This window comes from Roseateles sp. P1_C6, assembly GCF_056406315.1.
Genome location: NZ_JBFUAK010000012.1, coordinates 39,167 through 56,938, shown reverse-complemented (window position 1 = coordinate 56,938; position 17,772 = coordinate 39,167). Strand labels below are relative to the sequence as shown.

The 17,772-nt window shown below is 68.1% G+C and carries 19 protein-coding genes; 14 read left to right on the top strand and 5 right to left on the bottom strand.

Annotated elements, in window-relative coordinates; translation table 11 throughout:
* The first annotated feature begins 11 nt into the window (after nucleotides 1-11).
* Entirely contained in the window at nucleotides 12-191 is a 180-nt protein-coding gene (locus AC1D29_RS24395; RefSeq protein WP_477902364.1) for a hypothetical protein, read from the top strand.
* A gap of 11 nt (nucleotides 192-202) precedes the next feature.
* Here AC1D29_RS24395 and AC1D29_RS24390 read toward each other — a convergent pair whose 3' ends face one another.
* The 5 genes from AC1D29_RS24390 to AC1D29_RS24370 form a co-directional block, all read right to left on the bottom strand.
* Nucleotides 203-1,120 (bottom strand): SMP-30/gluconolactonase/LRE family protein, encoded by a 918-nt coding sequence (locus AC1D29_RS24390; RefSeq protein WP_477902362.1) that lies wholly within the window; start codon nucleotides 1,118-1,120, stop codon nucleotides 203-205.
* Nucleotides 1,110-1,580 carry an acyl-CoA thioesterase gene (locus tag AC1D29_RS24385; protein WP_477902360.1) on the bottom strand — a complete coding sequence of 157 codons (471 nt, stop codon included), beginning with the start codon at nucleotides 1,578-1,580 and terminating at the stop codon, nucleotides 1,110-1,112. Before AC1D29_RS24385 ends, AC1D29_RS24390 begins: the two co-directional genes overlap by 11 nt.
* Nucleotides 1,581-1,593: 13 nt before the next feature.
* Nucleotides 1,594-2,655 (bottom strand): aldose epimerase family protein, encoded by a 1,062-nt coding sequence (locus AC1D29_RS24380; RefSeq protein ID WP_477902358.1) that lies wholly within the window; start codon nucleotides 2,653-2,655, stop codon nucleotides 1,594-1,596.
* Between the two features lie 2 nt (nucleotides 2,656-2,657).
* Complete coding sequence (locus tag AC1D29_RS24375; RefSeq protein ID WP_477902356.1) at nucleotides 2,658-3,422, bottom strand: SDR family NAD(P)-dependent oxidoreductase; 765 nt, start codon at nucleotides 3,420-3,422, stop codon at nucleotides 2,658-2,660.
* A gap of 61 nt (nucleotides 3,423-3,483) precedes the next feature.
* Nucleotides 3,484-3,645 (bottom strand): hypothetical protein, encoded by a 162-nt coding sequence (locus AC1D29_RS24370; RefSeq protein ID WP_477902354.1) that lies wholly within the window; start codon nucleotides 3,643-3,645, stop codon nucleotides 3,484-3,486.
* On the opposite strand from AC1D29_RS24370, the gene AC1D29_RS24365 reads away from it, so the two are divergent.
* The 13 genes from AC1D29_RS24365 (at nucleotide 3,644) to AC1D29_RS24305 (ending at nucleotide 17,401) form a co-directional block, all read left to right on the top strand.
* Nucleotides 3,644-4,573: a dihydrodipicolinate synthase family protein gene (locus tag AC1D29_RS24365; RefSeq protein WP_477902352.1), complete on the top strand. Its 930-nt coding sequence runs from the start codon at nucleotides 3,644-3,646 to the stop codon at nucleotides 4,571-4,573. The genes AC1D29_RS24370 and AC1D29_RS24365 overlap by 2 nt on opposite strands.
* Entirely contained in the window at nucleotides 4,573-5,505 is a 933-nt protein-coding gene (locus tag AC1D29_RS24360; RefSeq protein ID WP_477902350.1) for an arabinan endo-1,5-alpha-L-arabinosidase, read from the top strand. The genes AC1D29_RS24365 and AC1D29_RS24360 overlap by 1 nt, the downstream gene beginning before the upstream one ends.
* The gene (locus AC1D29_RS24355) at nucleotides 5,474-6,613 is read left to right on the top strand and encodes an ABC transporter ATP-binding protein (protein ID WP_477902348.1); all 1,140 of its coding nucleotides are present in this window, start codon (nucleotides 5,474-5,476) and stop codon (nucleotides 6,611-6,613) included. The genes AC1D29_RS24360 and AC1D29_RS24355 overlap by 32 nt, the downstream gene beginning before the upstream one ends.
* Nucleotides 6,610-7,500 (top strand): carbohydrate ABC transporter permease, encoded by an 891-nt coding sequence (locus AC1D29_RS24350; RefSeq protein WP_477902346.1) that lies wholly within the window; start codon nucleotides 6,610-6,612, stop codon nucleotides 7,498-7,500. Before AC1D29_RS24355 ends, AC1D29_RS24350 begins: the two co-directional genes overlap by 4 nt.
* Nucleotides 7,497-8,333 (top strand): carbohydrate ABC transporter permease, encoded by an 837-nt coding sequence (locus tag AC1D29_RS24345; RefSeq protein WP_477902344.1) that lies wholly within the window; start codon nucleotides 7,497-7,499, stop codon nucleotides 8,331-8,333. Before AC1D29_RS24350 ends, AC1D29_RS24345 begins: the two co-directional genes overlap by 4 nt.
* Entirely contained in the window at nucleotides 8,330-9,661 is a 1,332-nt protein-coding gene (locus AC1D29_RS24340; protein WP_477902342.1) for an ABC transporter substrate-binding protein, read from the top strand. The genes AC1D29_RS24345 and AC1D29_RS24340 overlap by 4 nt, the downstream gene beginning before the upstream one ends.
* Complete coding sequence (arfA, locus tag AC1D29_RS24335) at nucleotides 9,658-11,184, top strand: arabinosylfuranosidase ArfA (RefSeq protein WP_477902340.1); 1,527 nt, start codon at nucleotides 9,658-9,660, stop codon at nucleotides 11,182-11,184. Before AC1D29_RS24340 ends, arfA begins: the two co-directional genes overlap by 4 nt.
* The gene (locus AC1D29_RS24330; RefSeq protein ID WP_477902338.1) at nucleotides 11,181-12,122 is read left to right on the top strand and encodes a glycoside hydrolase family 43 protein; all 942 of its coding nucleotides are present in this window, start codon (nucleotides 11,181-11,183) and stop codon (nucleotides 12,120-12,122) included. The genes arfA and AC1D29_RS24330 overlap by 4 nt, the downstream gene beginning before the upstream one ends.
* Before the next feature lie 4 nt (nucleotides 12,123-12,126).
* Nucleotides 12,127-14,022: a glycoside hydrolase family 97 protein gene (locus AC1D29_RS24325; protein ID WP_477902336.1), complete on the top strand. Its 1,896-nt coding sequence runs from the start codon at nucleotides 12,127-12,129 to the stop codon at nucleotides 14,020-14,022.
* A 29-nt stretch (nucleotides 14,023-14,051) separates the two neighbouring features.
* A complete protein-coding gene (locus tag AC1D29_RS24320) occupies nucleotides 14,052-14,804 on the top strand; it encodes a FadR/GntR family transcriptional regulator (protein WP_477902334.1) in 753 nt (250 codons plus the stop codon).
* A 10-nt stretch (nucleotides 14,805-14,814) separates the two neighbouring features.
* Nucleotides 14,815-15,792, top strand: a complete 978-nt coding sequence (locus AC1D29_RS24315; protein ID WP_477902332.1) for a LysR family transcriptional regulator — start codon at nucleotides 14,815-14,817, stop codon at nucleotides 15,790-15,792.
* Nucleotides 15,793-15,921: 129 nt separating this feature from the next.
* Complete coding sequence (locus AC1D29_RS24310; RefSeq protein ID WP_477902330.1) at nucleotides 15,922-16,551, top strand: carbohydrate binding domain-containing protein; 630 nt, start codon at nucleotides 15,922-15,924, stop codon at nucleotides 16,549-16,551.
* 16 nt (nucleotides 16,552-16,567) lie between these two features.
* A complete protein-coding gene (locus AC1D29_RS24305) occupies nucleotides 16,568-17,401 on the top strand; it encodes a sterol desaturase family protein (protein ID WP_477902328.1) in 834 nt (277 codons plus the stop codon).
* The last annotated feature ends 371 nt before the right edge of the window (nucleotides 17,402-17,772 follow it).

The window sequence follows — 17,772 nt, the reverse complement described above, 5'->3', positions numbered from 1 at the left end:
GAGGAGGACGCATGCGACGCCTTCAGCACATCAGCTTCACGACCGAGACCCTGCCCCGCCAGCCCGCGCCGCAGGCCAAGCCTGGCGCAACCGCCAGCCCGCAGCCACGCGACGAGATGTGGCGCTCGCGCCGCGTGCTGTCGGGTTCGGACTGGATGGACGCCTGGGTGCAGAAGCCCGGCAAGCGCTGAGCTGAGCCGAATCAGGTGTCGTTGAACAGCGGCTCGGGCAGGTACAGCCCCGGCGCCACCGTCATGCCGAACAGGCTGCCCGACAGGGGCTTGGCCATCAGGTCGGCGGTGCTCATGCCCACACGCGCGGTGGTGACAACCAGCTGGTCACCCGTCGGGCCGCCCAGCGCGGGGCAGGTCACGTTGCTGACCGGGACCGAGTAGCGAGCGAGGAGGCGGCCGTCCCGTGCGTAGCGGGCGACGGCGGCGTTGCCCCACTCGGCGTTCCACAGGCAGCCTTGCGCGTCGATGCAGGAGCCATCGGGTTCGGCGGCCTCGACGTCCTTCTTGACGAAGACGCGCGGCTCGCTGACCTGGGCGGTGGCCGAGTCGTAGTCGCAGACCATGATGCGGCGGGCCAGCGTGTCGCAGTAGTGCATGCGCCGGCCGTCGGGGCTGAAGCAGATGCTGTTGGCGATGGCGACGCCGTCCAGCGCCAGGCGGCGCAGGCCGTGGGCCAGCGTGTACTGGTAGAAGCCGCCGATGGATTGACGGGGGTTGGCTTCGTCCAGCGAGCCGAAGACGAAGGCGCCGTCGCGGTCGCAGCGGCCGTCGTTGACGCGGGTGGTCGTGAACGCGGCCTCGACCGGCGTGATCTCGACCGGCTCGCCAGCGATGCTGCCGGTGGCCTGCAGGTCGGGGATGTGAAGCCGTGCCAGGCGCTTGGCCATGCCCAACAGCAATGCGCCGGAGCGGCTGTGCACGAAGCAGCCGACGCGCTCGGGCAGGCGCACCTGCAGCGTCGCGCTGGCGCCGGGCGTCCAGGCGTAGAGGCAGGCGCCCTCGATGTCGGTCCACCACCAGCGGCCGCTGGCGGCATGCCACTGGATGCCTTCGCCGAGCGTGGCGGCCTGGGCAAGGGAGAGGGCGAGCGGGTGTTCAGGATTCATCGGGTCGGGCTTCCAGGGTGGCGCGCGCCTGCTTGCGGGCGATGGCCGACGCGTGGCGCCGGCGCTCGTCGGGGGTGAAGGGGCGCAGCGGCGCCACGGGCACGGGCTTGTTGTCGTCGCCCACGGCCACCATCGTGAAGTAGCAGCTGTTGACGTGCCGGGTCTCCTGGGTGCGGATGTTCTCGGCCACGACCTTGATGCCCACCTCCATCGACGAGCTGCCGGTGTGGTTGATGCTGGCCAGGAAGGTGACCAGCTCGCCGACGTGGATGGCCTGGCGGAAGATCACCCGGTCCACCGACAGCGTGACGACGTAGCGGCCGGCATAGCGGCTTGCGCAGGCGTAGGCGACCTGGTCGAGCAGCTTGAGGATGTTGCCGCCGTGGACGTTGCCGGAAAAATTGGCGGTGTCCGGTGTCATCAACACCGTCATCGTCAGTTGGTGGGCGGGCAGGTCCATGGCGTCGATCTCGTCAGCTGAAGCGGTGCACGGTGGTGCTGCGCCAGACCTCGCCCGGCCGCAGCACCGTGGAGGGCCAATCGTCGCTGACGGCGTGATGCGGCGAATCGGGGTTGTGCTGGGTTTCCAGGCACAGACCGTCGCCTTGTCGGTAAACGCGGCCTTCGTGGCCGGCGAGGCTGCCGTCCAGGAAGTTGCCGGAATAGAACTGCAGCGCCGGCTCGCTGGTCAGCACGTCCATGCGCCGGCCGGAGTGGGGGTCCTCCAGCGTGGCGGCGGGGCGCAGGCCGTCGGCGTCGGGTTCGCCGTCGAGCAGCCAGTTGTGGTCGTAGCCCTTGGCGCGCAGCAGCTGCGGGTGGGCCTCGCGGATGCGGGCCACGATGGGCATGGGTGCGCGGAAGTCGAAGGGCGTGCCTTCAACCGTCGCGTGCTGCTGCGGAATCAGGTGCTGATCGACCTCGCTGTAGCGCGACGCGGGGATGGTCAGGCGGTGGCGCACCGCGGAGCCATGGCCGGCGAGGTTGAAGTAGTCGTGGTGGGTCAGGTTGACGACGGTGGCGCGGTCGGTCGTGGCTTCGTAGTCGATGCGCCAGCTGTTGTCCGTCGCGCTGACCGAGTAGCGCACATAGACCCGCAGCTCGCCGGGGAAGCCTTGCTCGCCATGCGGGCTGGTGTAGCTGAAGAGCAGCGCCTCGGCTTCGCCGGCGCGGGGTTCGACAGGCGCCGCGGACCACAGGCGATGGCCGAAGCCCTCGGTGCCGCCATGCAGGCAGTTGGGGCCGTCGTTGCGGCCCAGCGTGTGCGTCTGGCCGTCCAGCTCGAAGCTCGCACCGGCGATGCGGTTGCCGTAGCGGCCGACGATGATGCCGAAGGACGGGTTGCGGTGGACGTAGTCGTCCAGGTTGTCGAAACCCAGCACGACGTTGCCGGTCTGGCCCTGCACGTCTGGCACCCACAGGCCGGTGACGATGCCGCCCAGCGTGATGGCGGTCAGGCGCAGGCCCAGGCCGTTGCTCAGCGTGTACTCATGGACGAGCCGGCCGTCGGGCAGCGAGCCGTAGTCGCGACGCTCCATCGTCAGACCCAGCCGCCGTCGACGATGAAGTCCTGCGCCGTGCACATCGCGCTGTCGTCCGCCGCGAGGAACAAGGCCATGCGGGCGATGTGATCCGGCATCAGCGGTGCGTTGATGCACTGGCCCTTGGCGATCTCCTGCTTGGTCTCTTCGGTGACCCAGAGCTTGAGCTGCTTCTCGGTCATGACCCAGCCCGGCACCAGCGTGTTGACGCGGATGTTGTGCGGTCCGAAGTCGCGCGCCAGGCAGCGCGTCAGCCCCTGCGCCGCGGCCTTGCTGGCCGTGTACGCCGGCATGCCGCCCTGCTTGAGCATCCAGCTGATGCTTCCGAAGTTGATGATGGCGCCGCCGCCGGCCGCCTTCATGTCCGGCAGCACAGCCTGGGCGGTGAAGAACTGGTGCTTGATGTTCACGCCGACGCTGGCGTCCCAGAACTCGGGCGTGGTGTCCTCGACCGCGTGGCGCTTGTCGTTGGCGGCGTTGTTCAGCAGCACGGTGAAAGGCCCCAGGCGCTCGCGCAGCGTGGCGATGGCGCCGCGCAGGGACTCGACCTGGCTGAGGTCGGCCGCGACGAACTGCGGCGCATGGCGTGCGCTGCTCAGCCGGGCAGCCAGCGCCGCGCCCTCGTCGGCTGCCAGGTCGATGAAGCCCACCTTGGCACCCTGTTCGGCAAAGGCTTCGACCAGCGTTTCGCCGATGCCGGTGGCCCCGCCCGTGATCAGGACGCCCCGGTCCTGCAGGCTGGGGTAGCGGGCGTAAGAACTCATCGAACTGTCTCCTGCGATAGCCGGCCCGGCTGCTTTGGCCGGGCGATGACGGGATTATTAGTCATACTTTTTTGTTTGCAAAGCCGGCAATTTTCGGGTTAACCCCAATGATGCCGGTTAAATAGTCATACTTTAATGACGACATGCCGGCGATGACAGCCAGCCCTGCGCCCACGAGCCGGCGCTTGAACCAACTTCCCCCAGAGACAAGGGACCGCACCATGAGCGCCTCCACCAGCCGTCCGTACCGCGGCGTTTTTCCCGTCGTTCCGACCATCTTCCACGCCGATGGCACGCTGGACCTGCCGGGTCAGCTGCGCTGCATCGACTTCATGATCGACGCGGGCTCCACGGGCCTGTGCATCCTGGCGAACTTCTCCGAGCAGTTCGTGCTGTCGGACGCCGAGCGCGAGACGCTGACGCGCGCCATCCTGGGCCACGTCGCCGGCCGCGTGCCGGTCATCGTCACGACGACGCATTACTCGACCCAGATCTGCATTGAGCGCAGCCAGTTGGCTGAAGCGCTGGGCGCGGCCATGGTGATGGTCATGCCGCCGTACCACGGCGCCACCTTCCGCGTGTCGGAAGGCCAGATCGAGAGCTTCTACCAGCGCCTGTCCGACGCGATCTCGATCCCCATCATGATCCAGGACGCCCCGGTGGCCGGCACGCCGCTGTCGGTGCCGCTGCTGGCGCGCATGGCCGCCAACATCGCCAACGTGAAGTACTTCAAGCTGGAGATGCCGCAGGCAGCCGCCAAGATGCGCGAGCTGATCCGCGTCGGCGGCGCGGCCATCGAAGGCCCGTGGGACGGCGAGGAAGCCATCACGCTGCTGGCCGACCTGGACGCCGGCGCCACGGGCGCGATGACGGGCGGTGGCTTCCCCGACGGCATCCGCAAGATCTTCGACGCCTTCCATGCCGGTGACCGCGAGACCGCCGTCGTCGAGTACGGCCGCTGGCTGCCGCTGATCAACTACGAGAACCGCCAGGGCGGCATCCTGACCGCCAAGGCGCTGATGAAGGCCGGCGGCGTCATCGACAGCGACGCGCCGCGCCACCCCTTCCCCGAGATGAGCCCCGAGACGCGCGCCGGCCTGCTGGACGCGGCCAAACGACTCGACCCCCTGGTCCTGCGCTGGGGCAAGTGATGCGTGCGCTGTGGGCGCTGGTGGCAGCACTGGCGCTGTGCCTGGCCGCACGCGTGGACGCCGTCGAGCCGCAGGCCGAGCCCGGCGCGCACGACCCGACGCTGCTGATCCAGGGCGACCGCTGGTTCGTCTTCACAACGGGCCGCGGCCTGCAGCGGCTGGAGTCGACAGACGAAGGCAAGACCTGGCGCCGTCTGGCGCCGGTGTTCAGCCAGCCGCCCGCCTGGTGGGCGGACGCCGTGCCCGAGCACAAGGGCGTGGACGTGTGGGCGCCCAAGCTCTTCCAGCACCACGGCCGCACCTGGGCGCTGTATTCCATCTCGACATTCGGCAAGAACCGCTCGGCCATCGGCCTCGTCAGCAGCGACAAGCCGGACGGCAGCGAGTGGCGCGACGACGGCCTGGTCGTGCAGAGCGTGGCGACGGACAACTTCAACGCCATCGACCCCGACTTGTTCGTCGACAGCGACGGCAAGCTGTGGCTGAGCTACGGCTCGTTCTGGAGCGGCCTGCGCCTGACCGAACTGGACTCGAAGACCTTGCGCCCCATTGGCGAGTCACGCTTCATCGCCCGCAACAAGCCCGGCATCGAGGCGCCCACCATCATGAGGCACGGCGAATGGGTCTACCTGTTCGCCTCCTACGACCTGTGCTGCAAGGGCGCCGACAGCACCTACAACGTCCGCGTCGGCCGCGCCCGCAGCGTGACCGGGCCTTACCTGGACCGCGACAGCAAGGACCTGATGGACGCCGGCGGCACGCCGGTGCTGTCGGGCGGCATGCGCTGGAAGGGCCCGGGCCACCAGGACGTCGTCGGCGACTGGTTGGTCCATCACGCCTACGACACCGAACGCGGCGGCAAGCCGCATCTGCGCATCAAGCGCCTGAGCTGGTCCGACGATGGCTGGCCCGTGGTCGCACAAGAAGAATGAACCGGAGACACCCACCGTGGCTGGCCTGAAGTTGGAGAACGTCTGCAAGCGCTACGGCGCGGTGCAGGTCATCGAGAACCTGTCGCTGGACGTCGCCGAAGGCGAGTTCGTCGTCTTCCTGGGCCCGTCGGGCTGCGGCAAGACCAGCCTGCTGCGCATGGTGGCGGGGCTGGAAGAGGTGTCGGGTGGGCGCATCCTCATCGGCGACCGCGACGTCACCGTCGCGCCGCCCGGCCAGCGCAATCTGGCCATGGTGTTCCAGCACTACGCGCTGTACCCGCACATGACCGTGCGCGACAACCTCGCGTTCGGCCTGAAGAACCTCGGCATCCCGGCCGACGAGATCGCCAGGCGCATCACCGAGTCGGCCCGCATGCTGGAGCTGGACACGCTGCTGGACCGCAAGCCCGGCCAGCTCTCCGGCGGCCAGCGCCAGCGCGTCGCCATCGGCCGCGCGGTGGTCAAGGAGCCGGGCATCTTCCTGTTCGACGAGCCGCTGTCCAACCTCGACGCCGCGCTGCGCGGCCGCACGCGGCTGGAGCTGGCGCAGCTGCACCAGCGCCTGGGCGCGACGATGGTCTTCGTCACGCACGACCAGATCGAGGCGATGACGCTGGCCACGCGCATCGTCGTCATGAAGGGCGGCGCCATCGAGCAGGTCGCCACGCCCGCCGAGCTCTACCGCCGGCCGGCCACGCGCTTCGTCGCCAGCTTCATCGGCACGCCGGGCATGGGCTTCGTGCCGGTGCAGCGCGCGCCGGACGATCGCGGCCGCGCGGTCGTGACGGTGCCGGGCGGGCATGCGGTGACGACGCGGGTCGCAGCTGACGGCCTGGCTTCGCAAGGACTGGTGCTCGGCGTACGACCGGAGAACCTGCGCGTGGCAAATGTTGGCCCGCTGCGCGGCCGTGTCGAGCTGGTCGAGTTCCTGGGCGAGCGCACGCTGGCGCACCTGAAGCTGGAGGGCGGCACGCCGCTGATCGTCACGGTGCCCGCCGGCGTTTCGCCGAAGCTGGGCGCTTACGTCGCCGTCAGCGTGGACGTCGCCGAGGCTCATCTGTTCGACGAGTCGGGCCGCGCCCACCACGCGCAGGAGTCCCTGGCATGAGCGCCGCCGTCGGGCTGCGCGCCTCGCGCCCGGCCTACGCCCTCTTCGTGCTGCCCTTCGTGGCGATGTACGCGCTGATGCTGCTGTGGCCGCTCGCCAAGGGGGTCTGGATCAGCTTCCACGACCACGACTTGCTGTCCGACGACAGCTTCTGGGTGGGCCTGGCCAACTACAGGGAACTCTGGGCCGATGAGGTCTTCCAGCAGGTCGTCTGGAACACCATCCGCTTCGTCGCCATCAGCACGCCGATCTTCGTCATCCTGTCGCTGATGCTGGCGCTGGCGTTGAACCGTCCCGGCAAGCTGGCGACCTTCCTGCGCGCCACCTTCTTCTGCGCGTCGGTGTTCTCGGTCACGCTGATCACGCTGGTCTGGAAGCTCGCGCTGATGCCCGAACGCGGCCTCATCGCGCAGCTTTTCACCGCCCTCGGCATCCCCGAGCTGCCGCTGCTGACGAGCGACAACCTCGCGTTGCTCACCATCGCCTTGGTCACGGTGTGGTGGATCATCGGCCTGCCGATGATCCTGTTCCTGTCGGCACTGCAGCAGATCCCGGGCGACATCTATGAGGCCGCCGCGCTGGACAACACGCCGCGCTGGCGCGTGCTGACGCACATCACGCTGCCCAGCCTCAAGCGCGCCATCGTGCTGGTGGCGCTGATCGAGGTGATCCGCCAGTTCCAGGTCTTCCCGCAGATCATGCTGATGACCAACGGCGGGCCCAACAACACCACCCGCTCCATCGTGCAGTTCACCTACGAGCAGGCCTTCATGCAGCTCTCGCTGGGCTATGCCACGGCGGCCTCGCAGATCCTGCTGGCCATCATGCTGGTCGGTGTCTCCGCGCAGCTCTGGCTGGAACGTGATCGCAAGGGAGCCGCGCGATGAACCCTCTGCTCAGACGCGGTTGGTTCGACCGCTTCGTGATGGCCGCGCTCACGCTGCTGGCGCTGGCCTGGATGGCGCCGCTGTTGTGGGTGCTGGCCCTGTCCTTCAAGCCCAACGAGTTCCTGCTGCGCCACACGGAGGTGTTCCTGGCGCCGCCGTACACGCTGGCCAACTACCTGGACATCCTGCAGACCTCGCAGGTGTTCCGCTGGCTGGGCAACAGCGCGCTCGTCGCGCTGCTGCAGACGGTGGGCGTGCTGGTTCTGTCGTCGCTGGCCGGCTACGGCTTTGCGCGCTGCGAGTTCCCGGGTCGCAAGGTCCTGTTCGCGCTGGTCATGTTCGGCCTGGCCGTGCCGGCGCAGTCGGTGTTCATTCCGCTGCACCGGCTGTTCTCCGAGTGGAACCTGCAGAACACGATTGCCGGCGTGGCGCTGCCGGGCCTGGCCGCGCCGTTCGGCGTCTACCTGATGACACAGTACTTCAAGGCCATCCCGGCGGAGCTGGAAGAAGCGGCGATGCTGGACAACGCGTCGCGCTTCAAGACCTTCCTGACCATCATCCTGCCGCTGACGCTGCCGGCGCAGGCCACTTTAGGCATCTTCACCTTCCTGGCCTGCTGGAACGACTACCTGTGGCCGCTGGTTATCGCGACGCAGCCCGACATGTACACGCTGACGCGGGGCCTGGCTTCGACGCAGACCAACTTTGCGCAATCCGAGGGGCTGGGCTTCCTGATGGCACAGGCCGTGTTCGCCGGCGTGCCCGCGCTGATGCTGTATCTGTTCTTCCAACGCCACCTCGTCACCGCGGTCGCTGGGACGGGCAAGTCATGAAGCGCCTGTTGATTTGTCTCTCGGCCGCGCTGCTCGCGGCCTGCGGCGCCCGCACGCCCGAAGCCGGCAAGACCGAGATCACGCTGATGCGCTTCTTCGGCAGCTGCGAGTCGCAATTCGGCCAGGTCGTGAAGACATCCGAGGGCGTGGGCGAGTGCGGCATCGTCACCGCGCTGGTCAACGAGTTCAACGCGACGAACAAAGACGGCATCGTCGTGCGCACGCAGATCGGCGAGTGGGGACCGTACTACGACCAGCTCACCGCGCGCCTCGTGTCCAAGGACATCCCGACGGTTGCCGTCATGCACGAGTACGCGCTTGGCGACTACGTGCGCCGCAAGCTGGTGCTGCCGCTGGATGAGGATTTCAAGCGCGCCGGCGTGCCGGTGGACGACTTCACCGAACACGCGCGCAAGGGCACGACGTTCAACAGCCAGACCTACGCGCTGCCCTTCGACACCTGGGCCTGGCTGTGGCACATCAACACCAAATTGATGAAGCAGGCCGGCCTGCTGGGCGCCGACGGCCAGCCCGTGCTGCCGCGCTCGCCGGACGAGCTGCTCGCGCAGGCAAGGCAGTTCAAGCAGAAGACCGGCAAGCCCTTTTTCGCCTGGGCCGTGGCCAATGAGACGGCTGCCAACAACCGCACCTTCCAGTCGCTGGTGGCGCAGCAGGGCGCCGCGCTGTTCGCGGCCGACGGCAAGAGCATCCACATGCAGCAGCCGGCGGTGACCAAGGCGCTGACGCTGATGCAGACGCTCTACAAGGAAGGCCATGTGCGACCCAACCTGGATTACGCCGCCGCCAACCAGGCCTTCCTGAACGGCGAGGCGGGTGTCGTCGTCGTTGGCACCTGGACCATCGACCAGTTTCTGCGTGAATCCAAGAAGGCCGACTCGCCGCTGCAGGGCGGCTATGCGGTGCGGCCGTTCGCGCAGCTGTACGACAAGCCCGCCGTGTTCGCCGACGGCCACTCGTGGGCGCTGTTCAAGGGCGGCACGACCGACGCCAAGGGTCATGAGGCGGCCGTGAAGTTCCTGAAGTTCGTCTGGGACCACAGCGCCGAGTGGTCGCGCACCGGCCACCTGCCGGTCAGCAAAACGGTGGCGCAGAGCGAAGCCTTCCGCGCGCTGCCGCAGCGCGAGTCGCTGACCGAGATCACGACCACCGGCGCGTCCATGCCCGGCAACGTCCCCACGCAACGCAACATCGAGCTGCTGATCGGCGAGGACGTGGCCAACCTGCTGCTGTCGGGCAAGCCCGTGGCCGAGGTGCAGGCCAGCGTCGAGAAGCGCGTCAACAAGGCACTGCAGAAAGCCCGGCGATGACCTTCGAAGCCTCCCTGATCGTCGACCGCGACTTCGACCTCGCGCCGCTGGACCGCCGCCTGTTCGGCGTCTTCGTCGAGCACCTGGGCCGCTGCGTCCACAACGGCATCCACGAGCCCGGCCACCCCACCGCCGACGAGCTGGGCTTTCGCGGCGACGTGGCCGAGCTGACGAAGGAGCTGGGCGCCACCATCGTGCGCTACCCCGGCGGCAACTTCATGTCGGGCTACAACTGGGAGGACGGCGTCGGCCCGAAGGACCAGCGCCCGCGGCGCCTCGACCTGGCCTGGTTCTCGACCGAGACCAACCAGGTCGGCACCCACGAGTTCATGGCCTGGTGCCGCAAGGTTGGCATCGAGCCCATGTTCGGCGTGAACCTCGGCACGCGCGGGCCAGACGAGGCGCGGCACTACCTCGAATACTGCAACCACCCCGGCGGCACCGCGCTGTCGGACCTTCGCCGCTCGCACGGCGCCGAGGAGCCGCTGGGCATCAAGTTCTGGTGCCTGGGCAACGAGATGGACGGCCCCTGGCAGATCTGCCAGAAGACGCCCGACGAGTACGGCCGCATCGCCAAGGAGACCGCCAAGCTGATGCGCTGGGTGGACCCGAGCATCGAGCTGGCCGCCTGCGGCTCGTCGGCCTACGACATGCCGACCTACGGCGTGTGGGAAGACCGCGTGCTGGAGCATTGCTTCGAGCAGGTGGACTATCTGTCGCTGCACAGCTACTTCGTGAAGCCTCCGAGCGACACCAGCACCGAGAGCTTCTTCGCGCAGATCGAGACGAATGCGCGCTACATCGAGGACACCGTGGCGATTGCCGACGCGGTAGCCACGCGCAAGCGGTCGACGAAGCGGCTGAAGCTGTCCTTCGACGAGTGGAACGTCTGGTACCGCGCCCGCCACGGCGAGCATCTCAAGCAAGCGGGCTGGCCCGAGGCCCCGCGCCTGCTGGAAGAGGTCTACACGTTGGAGGACGCGCTGCTGATCGGCGGCATGCTGACGATGTTCATGAACCATGCGGACCGCCTCAAGGTGGCCTGCATGGCGCAGCTGTGCAACGTCATCGCGCCCATCATGACCGAGCCCGGCGGCGCGGCCTGGCGGCAGACGATCTTCCACCCGTTCGCGCAGGCGGCGCGCTGGGCACATGGCGATGTGATGCGCCCGGTCGTCAAGTCGCCCGGCTACGCCAACGCCCGGCACGGCGAGCTGCCCTATCTGTGCGCCAGCGTCGTCGACGACGCAGCGACCGGCCAGACGGCGGTCTTCCTGCTCAACCGTCACCTGACCGAAGAGATGGACCTGTCCATCACGCTGCGTGGCCTTGGTGTGGACCGCGAGCTGGTACTGGCCGAGCAACTGCACTCGGCCGACCTCAACGCCACCAACACCGCCGAAGCGCCCGACCGCGTGGCGCCTCAACCGCTCGATGGCATCTCCATGGCAGGCGACCGACTGAGCGTGAAGCTCAAGCCCGCGTCGTGGAATGTCATCGTGACGAAAGCCGTCCGCGCATGACCGCCTGGAACAACCCCCTCATCCCCCAGCGCGCCGACCCGCAGATCAGCCTCGTCGACGGCCGCTACTGGTTCACCGCCTCGGTGCCCAGCTACGACGCCATCGAGATCCGCGCCGCGCACAGCATCGCCGGTCTGGCGACTGCGCCGACGAAGGTGATCTGGCGCAAGCACGACAGCGGCCCGGCGAGCTTCCACGTATGGGCGCCGGAGCTCCATCGCATAGCCGGTCGCTGGTACGTTTACTTCGCAGCCTCTGAACGCGACGACATCTGGAAGCTGCGCATGTACGTCCTCGAATGCGAAGGCAGCGACCCGCTGACCGACGCGTGGGTCGAGCGCGGCCAGATCGCCACACCCGAGGAAGGCTTCTCGCTGGATGCGACGCCCTTCGAGCACCACGGCAAGCGCTACCTCTGCTGGGCGCAGAAGAGCCCGCCGACGGAGAGCAACCTCTACATCGCTGAACTGTCCGACCCGTGGACGCTGAAGACCGCGCCGGTCGTCATCACGCGGCCCGAGCTGGCCTGGGAGCGCATCGGCTTCTGCGTCAACGAAGGCCCCGCCGTGCTCAAGCGCAACGGCCGCGTCTTCATCGCCTACTCGGCCGCCGCGACCGACGCGAACTACTGCATGGGCCTGCTGTGGGCCGACGAGAACACCGACCTGCTCGACCCGGCCAGCTGGCACAAGTCGCCCACGCCGGTGTTCGCGACGGACCAGTCCGTCAGTCAGTTCGGCCCCGGCCACAACAGCTTCACGACGACGCTCGACGGCCAGACCGACTTGCTGGTCTATCACGCGCGCAACTACCGGGACATCGTCGGCGACCCGTTGAACGACCCCAACCGCCACACCCGCGTGCAGGCCTTTGGCTGGCGCGACGACGGATTCCCTGACTTCGGCACGCCAGTCGCCGACGGCCCTTACTCGATCTGACGCCATGAAATTCATTGCTTCTCTGTTGATCGCCGCACCCGCCCTCGCCAACGCGCTGGGCAGCCCCGACGGCCAGCTTCAGGTCGACGTGTCGGTCAACGACCAGCGGCAACTCGTCTACACGGTGCAACGTGCCGGCCAGCCCGTGCTGCTGGCCTCGCGCCTGGGCCTGGTGCTGGAGCAGGGCGACTTCGCCAACGGCTTGAAACTCGTCGCGACGTCGCCCGTGAAGGCCCATCGCGAGCAATACACGCTGGCCGCCGGCAAGAAGAGCAGCGTGGACTACCGCGCCAACGAGCAGCGGTTCACCGTCGCCAACTCGGCCGGCCAAAGGCTCTTGCTGACGCTGCGCGCCTCCAACGACGGCCTGGCGCTGCGCTACACGGTGGACGGCGCGGGCCAGAAGACCTTCAGGGACGAGCTGACCAGCTTCGCCTTCGCGCCGGAAGCCCGCGCCTGGCTGCAGCCCATGTCCGTCGCCAAGACGGGCTGGAAGCGCACCAACCCGTCCTACGAAGAGCACTACCAGACCGACATCGCCGTCGGCACCGCCGCGCCGTCGCACGCGGGCTGGGTGTTCCCCGCGCTGTTCCGCTCGGGCGCCAACTGGGTGGCGCTGACCGAGGCCGGCATGGACGGGCGCTTCCACGCGTCGCGCCTGGCCGCGGATTCCACGGGTGGCACCTATCGCATCGGCCTGCCGGAAGCCAGCGAGGTCAACACCAACGGCCACCTGTTGGCTGACGTGAACGGCCCGCTGACCACGCCCTGGCGCGTGCTGGCCATCGGCCCGCTGAAGTCGGTCATGGAGTCCACGCTGGGCACCGACCTCGCCGCACCCGCCGTCGCCTTCGACAAGAAGAAGCTGAAGCCGGGCCACGCGTCGTGGAGCTGGGCCATCCTGAAGGACGACGCCACCGTCTTCGACGTGCAGAAGCGCTTTGTCGACTACGCCGCCGACATGGGCTGGAACTACACGCTCGTCGACGCCGACTGGGACCGCAAGATCGGCGACACCAAGATGAAGGAGTTGGCCGACTACGCCAAGACCAAGAACGTCAGCATCCTCGCTTGGTACAACTCCTCGGGCGCCTGGAACGACACCGAGTACAGCCCCAAGAGCGCGCTGTTGACGAAGGCCGCCCGCGCCAAGGAATTCGCCCGCGTGAAGGCCATCGGCATCAAGGGCCTGAAGGTCGACTTCTTCGGCGGCGACGGCGCCTCCATGCAGGCCTACTACGTCGACCTGCTGAAGGAGACCGCGGCCGCCGGCTTGCTGCTGAACTTCCACGGCGCGACGCTGCCGCGTGGCTGGAGCCGCACCTATCCCAACCTGTTGACCGTGGAGGCCGTGAAGGGCTTCGAGTTCGCGACCTTCGAGCAGAAGGACCAGGACAAGGTCGTCGGCCATGCGGCCATGCTGCCGTTCGCGCGCAACCTGTTCGACCCGATGGACTTCACGCCCATGGTGTTCGGCGACATCCCCAACATCAAGCGCGCCACGCGCAACGGCTTCGAGCTGGCGGAGAGCGTGCTCTTCCTGTCGGGCATCCAGCACTACGCCGAGACGCCCGACGGCATGGCCACCGTGCCGGCCTACGTGAAAGGCCTGCTGCGCGAGCTGCCGCGGCATTGGGACGAAGTGCGCTTCCTGGACGGCGAACCGGGCAAGTTCGTCGTGCTGGCCCGCCGCGCCGGCAAGCAGTGGTTCGTCGCCGGCCTCAACGCCGATGGCCAGCCGCGCGAGGTGCAGCTGGATCTGGCCTGGCTGGGTGCTCGTGAAGGCCAGCTCATCACCGACGGCGCGGGCGAGCGCGAGTTCGCCGAAGGCAAGCTCGCCGCACCCGCGGCGAAGCTCACGCTGGCGCCCAGGGGCGGCTTTGTCGCGCGCTTTCGATAATGAAGGCTCTACTGACCAGCCTGGCGCCCATGCGAACCCGAGCGGACCACTCCACCTACAGCGCCCAGACCGAGGGCAAGAGCCAGCACGGCCGCATCGTCAGCGAGCTGGGGCTGTCCATCGTCGGCGGTGAACTCAAGCCCGGCGACAAGCTGCCGCCCGAGGCCCAGCTGCTGGAGCGCTACGAGATCAGCCGCCCCGTGCTGCGCGAGGCGGTGCGCGTGCTGGTGGCCAAGGGCCTGGTCGTGTCGCGCCAGCGCGCCGGCGCCATCGTGCGGCCGCGCAACGAGTGGCATCTGCTGGACCCCGACGTGCTGTACTGGCTCATCCAGTCCCGTCCGCAGCGCGACTTCGTGCAGACGCTGCTGGAAGTGCGCCAGATCTTCGAGCCCGCCGCCGCCGCACTGGCCGCCCGCGCCGCGACGGACGAGCAGCTCGAGGCAATAGCCACCGCCTACGCCGGCATGGCCGCCGCCAAGACGACCGAGGAGCTGCTGGAGCCTGACCTCGCCTTTCACCGGCGCATCGCCGAGGCCACGGGCAACGACCTGCTGGCCTACATCGGCAACATGCTGTCGCTGGCGCTGCGCGAGTCCATCACGCTGTCCAGCCAGCTGCCCAACACGCACGAGCTCTCGCTGCCGCGCCACAAGGCCATCCTGACCGCGCTGCAGGCCCGCGACCCGCTCGGCGCCCGCCAGGCCACGCTGGTGCAGCTGGACGAGACCGGCGACGACATCAACAGCGTTCTCGCCAACGACGGCAGAGTCAATCTTGCTTAAGAAAGTTGCCATGGCCCGCGACGACGATGACGACAGCGGCCTGACCGACGCCAGCCCCAACCCGAACTGGTTCCTGCGCGCGCGGCTGAAGACGCGCCAGCTGCTGTTGCTGATCGCACTGGACGACGAGCGCAACATCCACCGCGCCGCCGAGGTGCTGTGCATGACGCAGCCGGCTGCCTCCAAGCAGCTCAAGGACCTGGAGGACATGCTGGACGTGAAGCTCTTCGAGCGCCACCCGCGCGGCATGGAGCCCACGCTCTACGGCGAGACCATGATCCGCCACGCGCGGATGGCGCTGACGTCGCTCTCGGCCGCACATGACGACATCGTCGCGCTGAAGCACGGCCTGAGCGGCCAGGTCGAGGTGGGCGTCATCATGACGCCGGCCATGGGCCTGCTGCCGCGCGCCATCTCGCGCATCAAGCTGCAGGCGCCCCGCCTGCGCATCGGCGTGCACATGGAGGCCAGCAAGGTGCTGCTGGACATGCTGCAGCGGGGCAAGCTGGACTTCATGATCGGCCGCATCGTCGAGGAGGAAGGCGCCGCAGGCATGCACTACGAGGAGCTGACGGTGGAGCCCGCCTGCGCCGTGGCGCGCGTGGGCCACCCGCTGCTCAAGTCCGACAACCTCAAGCTCGCGGACCTGGCCAACCAGCCCTGGATCCTGCCGCCGCAGGGCAGCGTGCTGCGCCATCGCTGGGAGCTGATGTTCCGCCGCGCCGAGCTGGAGCCGCCCGCGAACAACGTCGACACGACGGCGTTGCTGCTGATCACCGCGTTGTTGCAGCAAACGGATTCACTGCATGTGATGCCCGTCGAGGTGGCGCGTTATTACGCGTCGCTGAACGTGCTGGCCATCCTGCCCATCGAGCTGCCGTGCCACATGGATGCGTTCGGGATCATCACGCGTGAGGGGCATCTGATGTCGCCGGGTGCGAGGCAGCTGCTGCATGAGGTGAGGTTGGCGGCGCGGGATTTGTATTGAGGGGCGCCGGCCTCCGTTTCATCCGATACCCCCCGCGAACTGGTGCTGAGAACACGAAGGTCTAGGGGTTGTGTGCGACCCCGGCCGGCGTAGCCTGCGCAGCTTGTCAACCAACGATGGTGGTCCGAGATGGTGTTCAAACATCTGCCTTGGCTCCTCGTCGCGCCGCTGATGGCGCACGCCGCGGACAGCCTGGTCATCAACGGCTCGATGAACTTCTCGGGGACAGGCGCGCCCACGGGGTGGACCGTGCTGGTCCCGAACGGTGAGTCGTGGCAATCCTTCGAGAGCCGGCCCAGCCCGGAAGGGGGCTCGTACTTCGGCATCCAGGACCTCGACTCGTTCGCGCCCCGGTTCAACGCGGGTGGCATCACGCAGCTCGTGTCGGGGCTGGAGGTCGGCACCAGCTATCAGCTGAGCTTCTTCTCGATGTCCAACCACACGTCGCTGAGTCCCACCGCCATGCAGCGATGGAACGTCACGTTCGGTGCGCAGACGCAGGCCAGCCAGCTGACGACGGCCAGCGGCGCGCCCACGTGGGTGCAATCGACGATGACCTTCACCGCCACGGCCACGGTGCAGGCCCTGACCTTTGCGGCCGAGTTCCTGCCGGGCTCGTACCCGGAGATCCTCAACCTCGATGGGGTCACGCTGAGCGCAGCGGCGGTTCCCGAAGCCTCCATCCAGCACCTGCTCGCCGCAGGGTTGGCGGGCCTGGGCTGGCTGAAGCTGCGCCGCCGCCGGGCCACCACCCCTTAGCCACGGCGCCGCGCCCTTGAGCCAGGTCTGGCAGCAATGGCAGGCGCTGGCGGCGTCATTGCCGCACAAGGCGCTCGGCCTGGCCGCATGGTTGCTGGCCATGGCGGTCGTGTTCGGCCTGCTGGAACGCCGGTTTCCGATCCGCGCCCAGCGCTTCCTGCGCAAGGACATGGCGCAGGACATTGGCTACTACTTCCTGGGCGGTCTGCTGCCGCCCTTCCTGACGGTGGTGGCGACGGCGGCCATGGCCTGGTTCGTCAGCGGCCTCGTGCCGGCGGCCTTCTACGCCTGGGTCGCCAGCCTGCCGTTTGCGGTGCGTGTCGGTGCCATGGTGCTGCTGGGCGACGTGGCGTTCTACTGGGCACACCGCTGGTCACATGAGAACGAATGGCTGTGGCGGATGCACGCCGTGCACCACAGCCCGACGTCGCTGGACTGGCTGGTGAACACGCGCGCGCATCCGCTGGACCTGGTGTTTGCTCGCGCGGTGTCGGCGGTGCCCATCGTCGTGCTGGGCATCCGGCAGGGCAACGATGGTCTGGACGCGGCGGTCGGCATCTATCTCGCCCTCACCACGCTGTGGGCGTTCTTCGTGCACACCAATCTGAAGTGGCGCCTCGGCTGGCTGGAACAGCTCGTCGTGACCCCGGCCTTTCATCATTGGCACCACGCCAACATGCCGGGAACCTTGAACAAGAACTACGCCTCTTTGTTCCCCTGGATCGATCGCATCTTCGGCACCTACCACCTGCCCGCGCAGCAATTCCCGCTGTCGTACGGGGCCGACCGGGATCTACCGCAGAAGCTTGGCGAGCAGCTGATCAGCCCGTTCAAAAGACGTCCGGGCTGAGCGCGCCCGCGTCGTCCGTCGGTTCAGACAGCCGCGCCCAGGCCAGCCGGCGAAGGCCTCTTCCGCGACGGCGATGCCGTTCGCCATCAAGCTGGCCCGATCCGCAGAGACGGTGCGGAGACGGGGCATCTGCAACATGCGCCGCATTGCCGCCATCCACGCCTGGTCGTGGGCCGGACCGGCAACGCACCCGCCCCTGCTTGCAGGGCACGGCCGACCATCTCGATGGAGACGACTTTGAGCGCACACACTTCAAACCAGGCCTTGCTGACGCATCGCCCCAGGCACGCCCGTTCGCTCGCCTGGGCCGCCACCGGCGCCGCGCTGCTGCTCCTTTGCGCCCCCGGCCGCGCCGCCACGGCAGCCGCCTC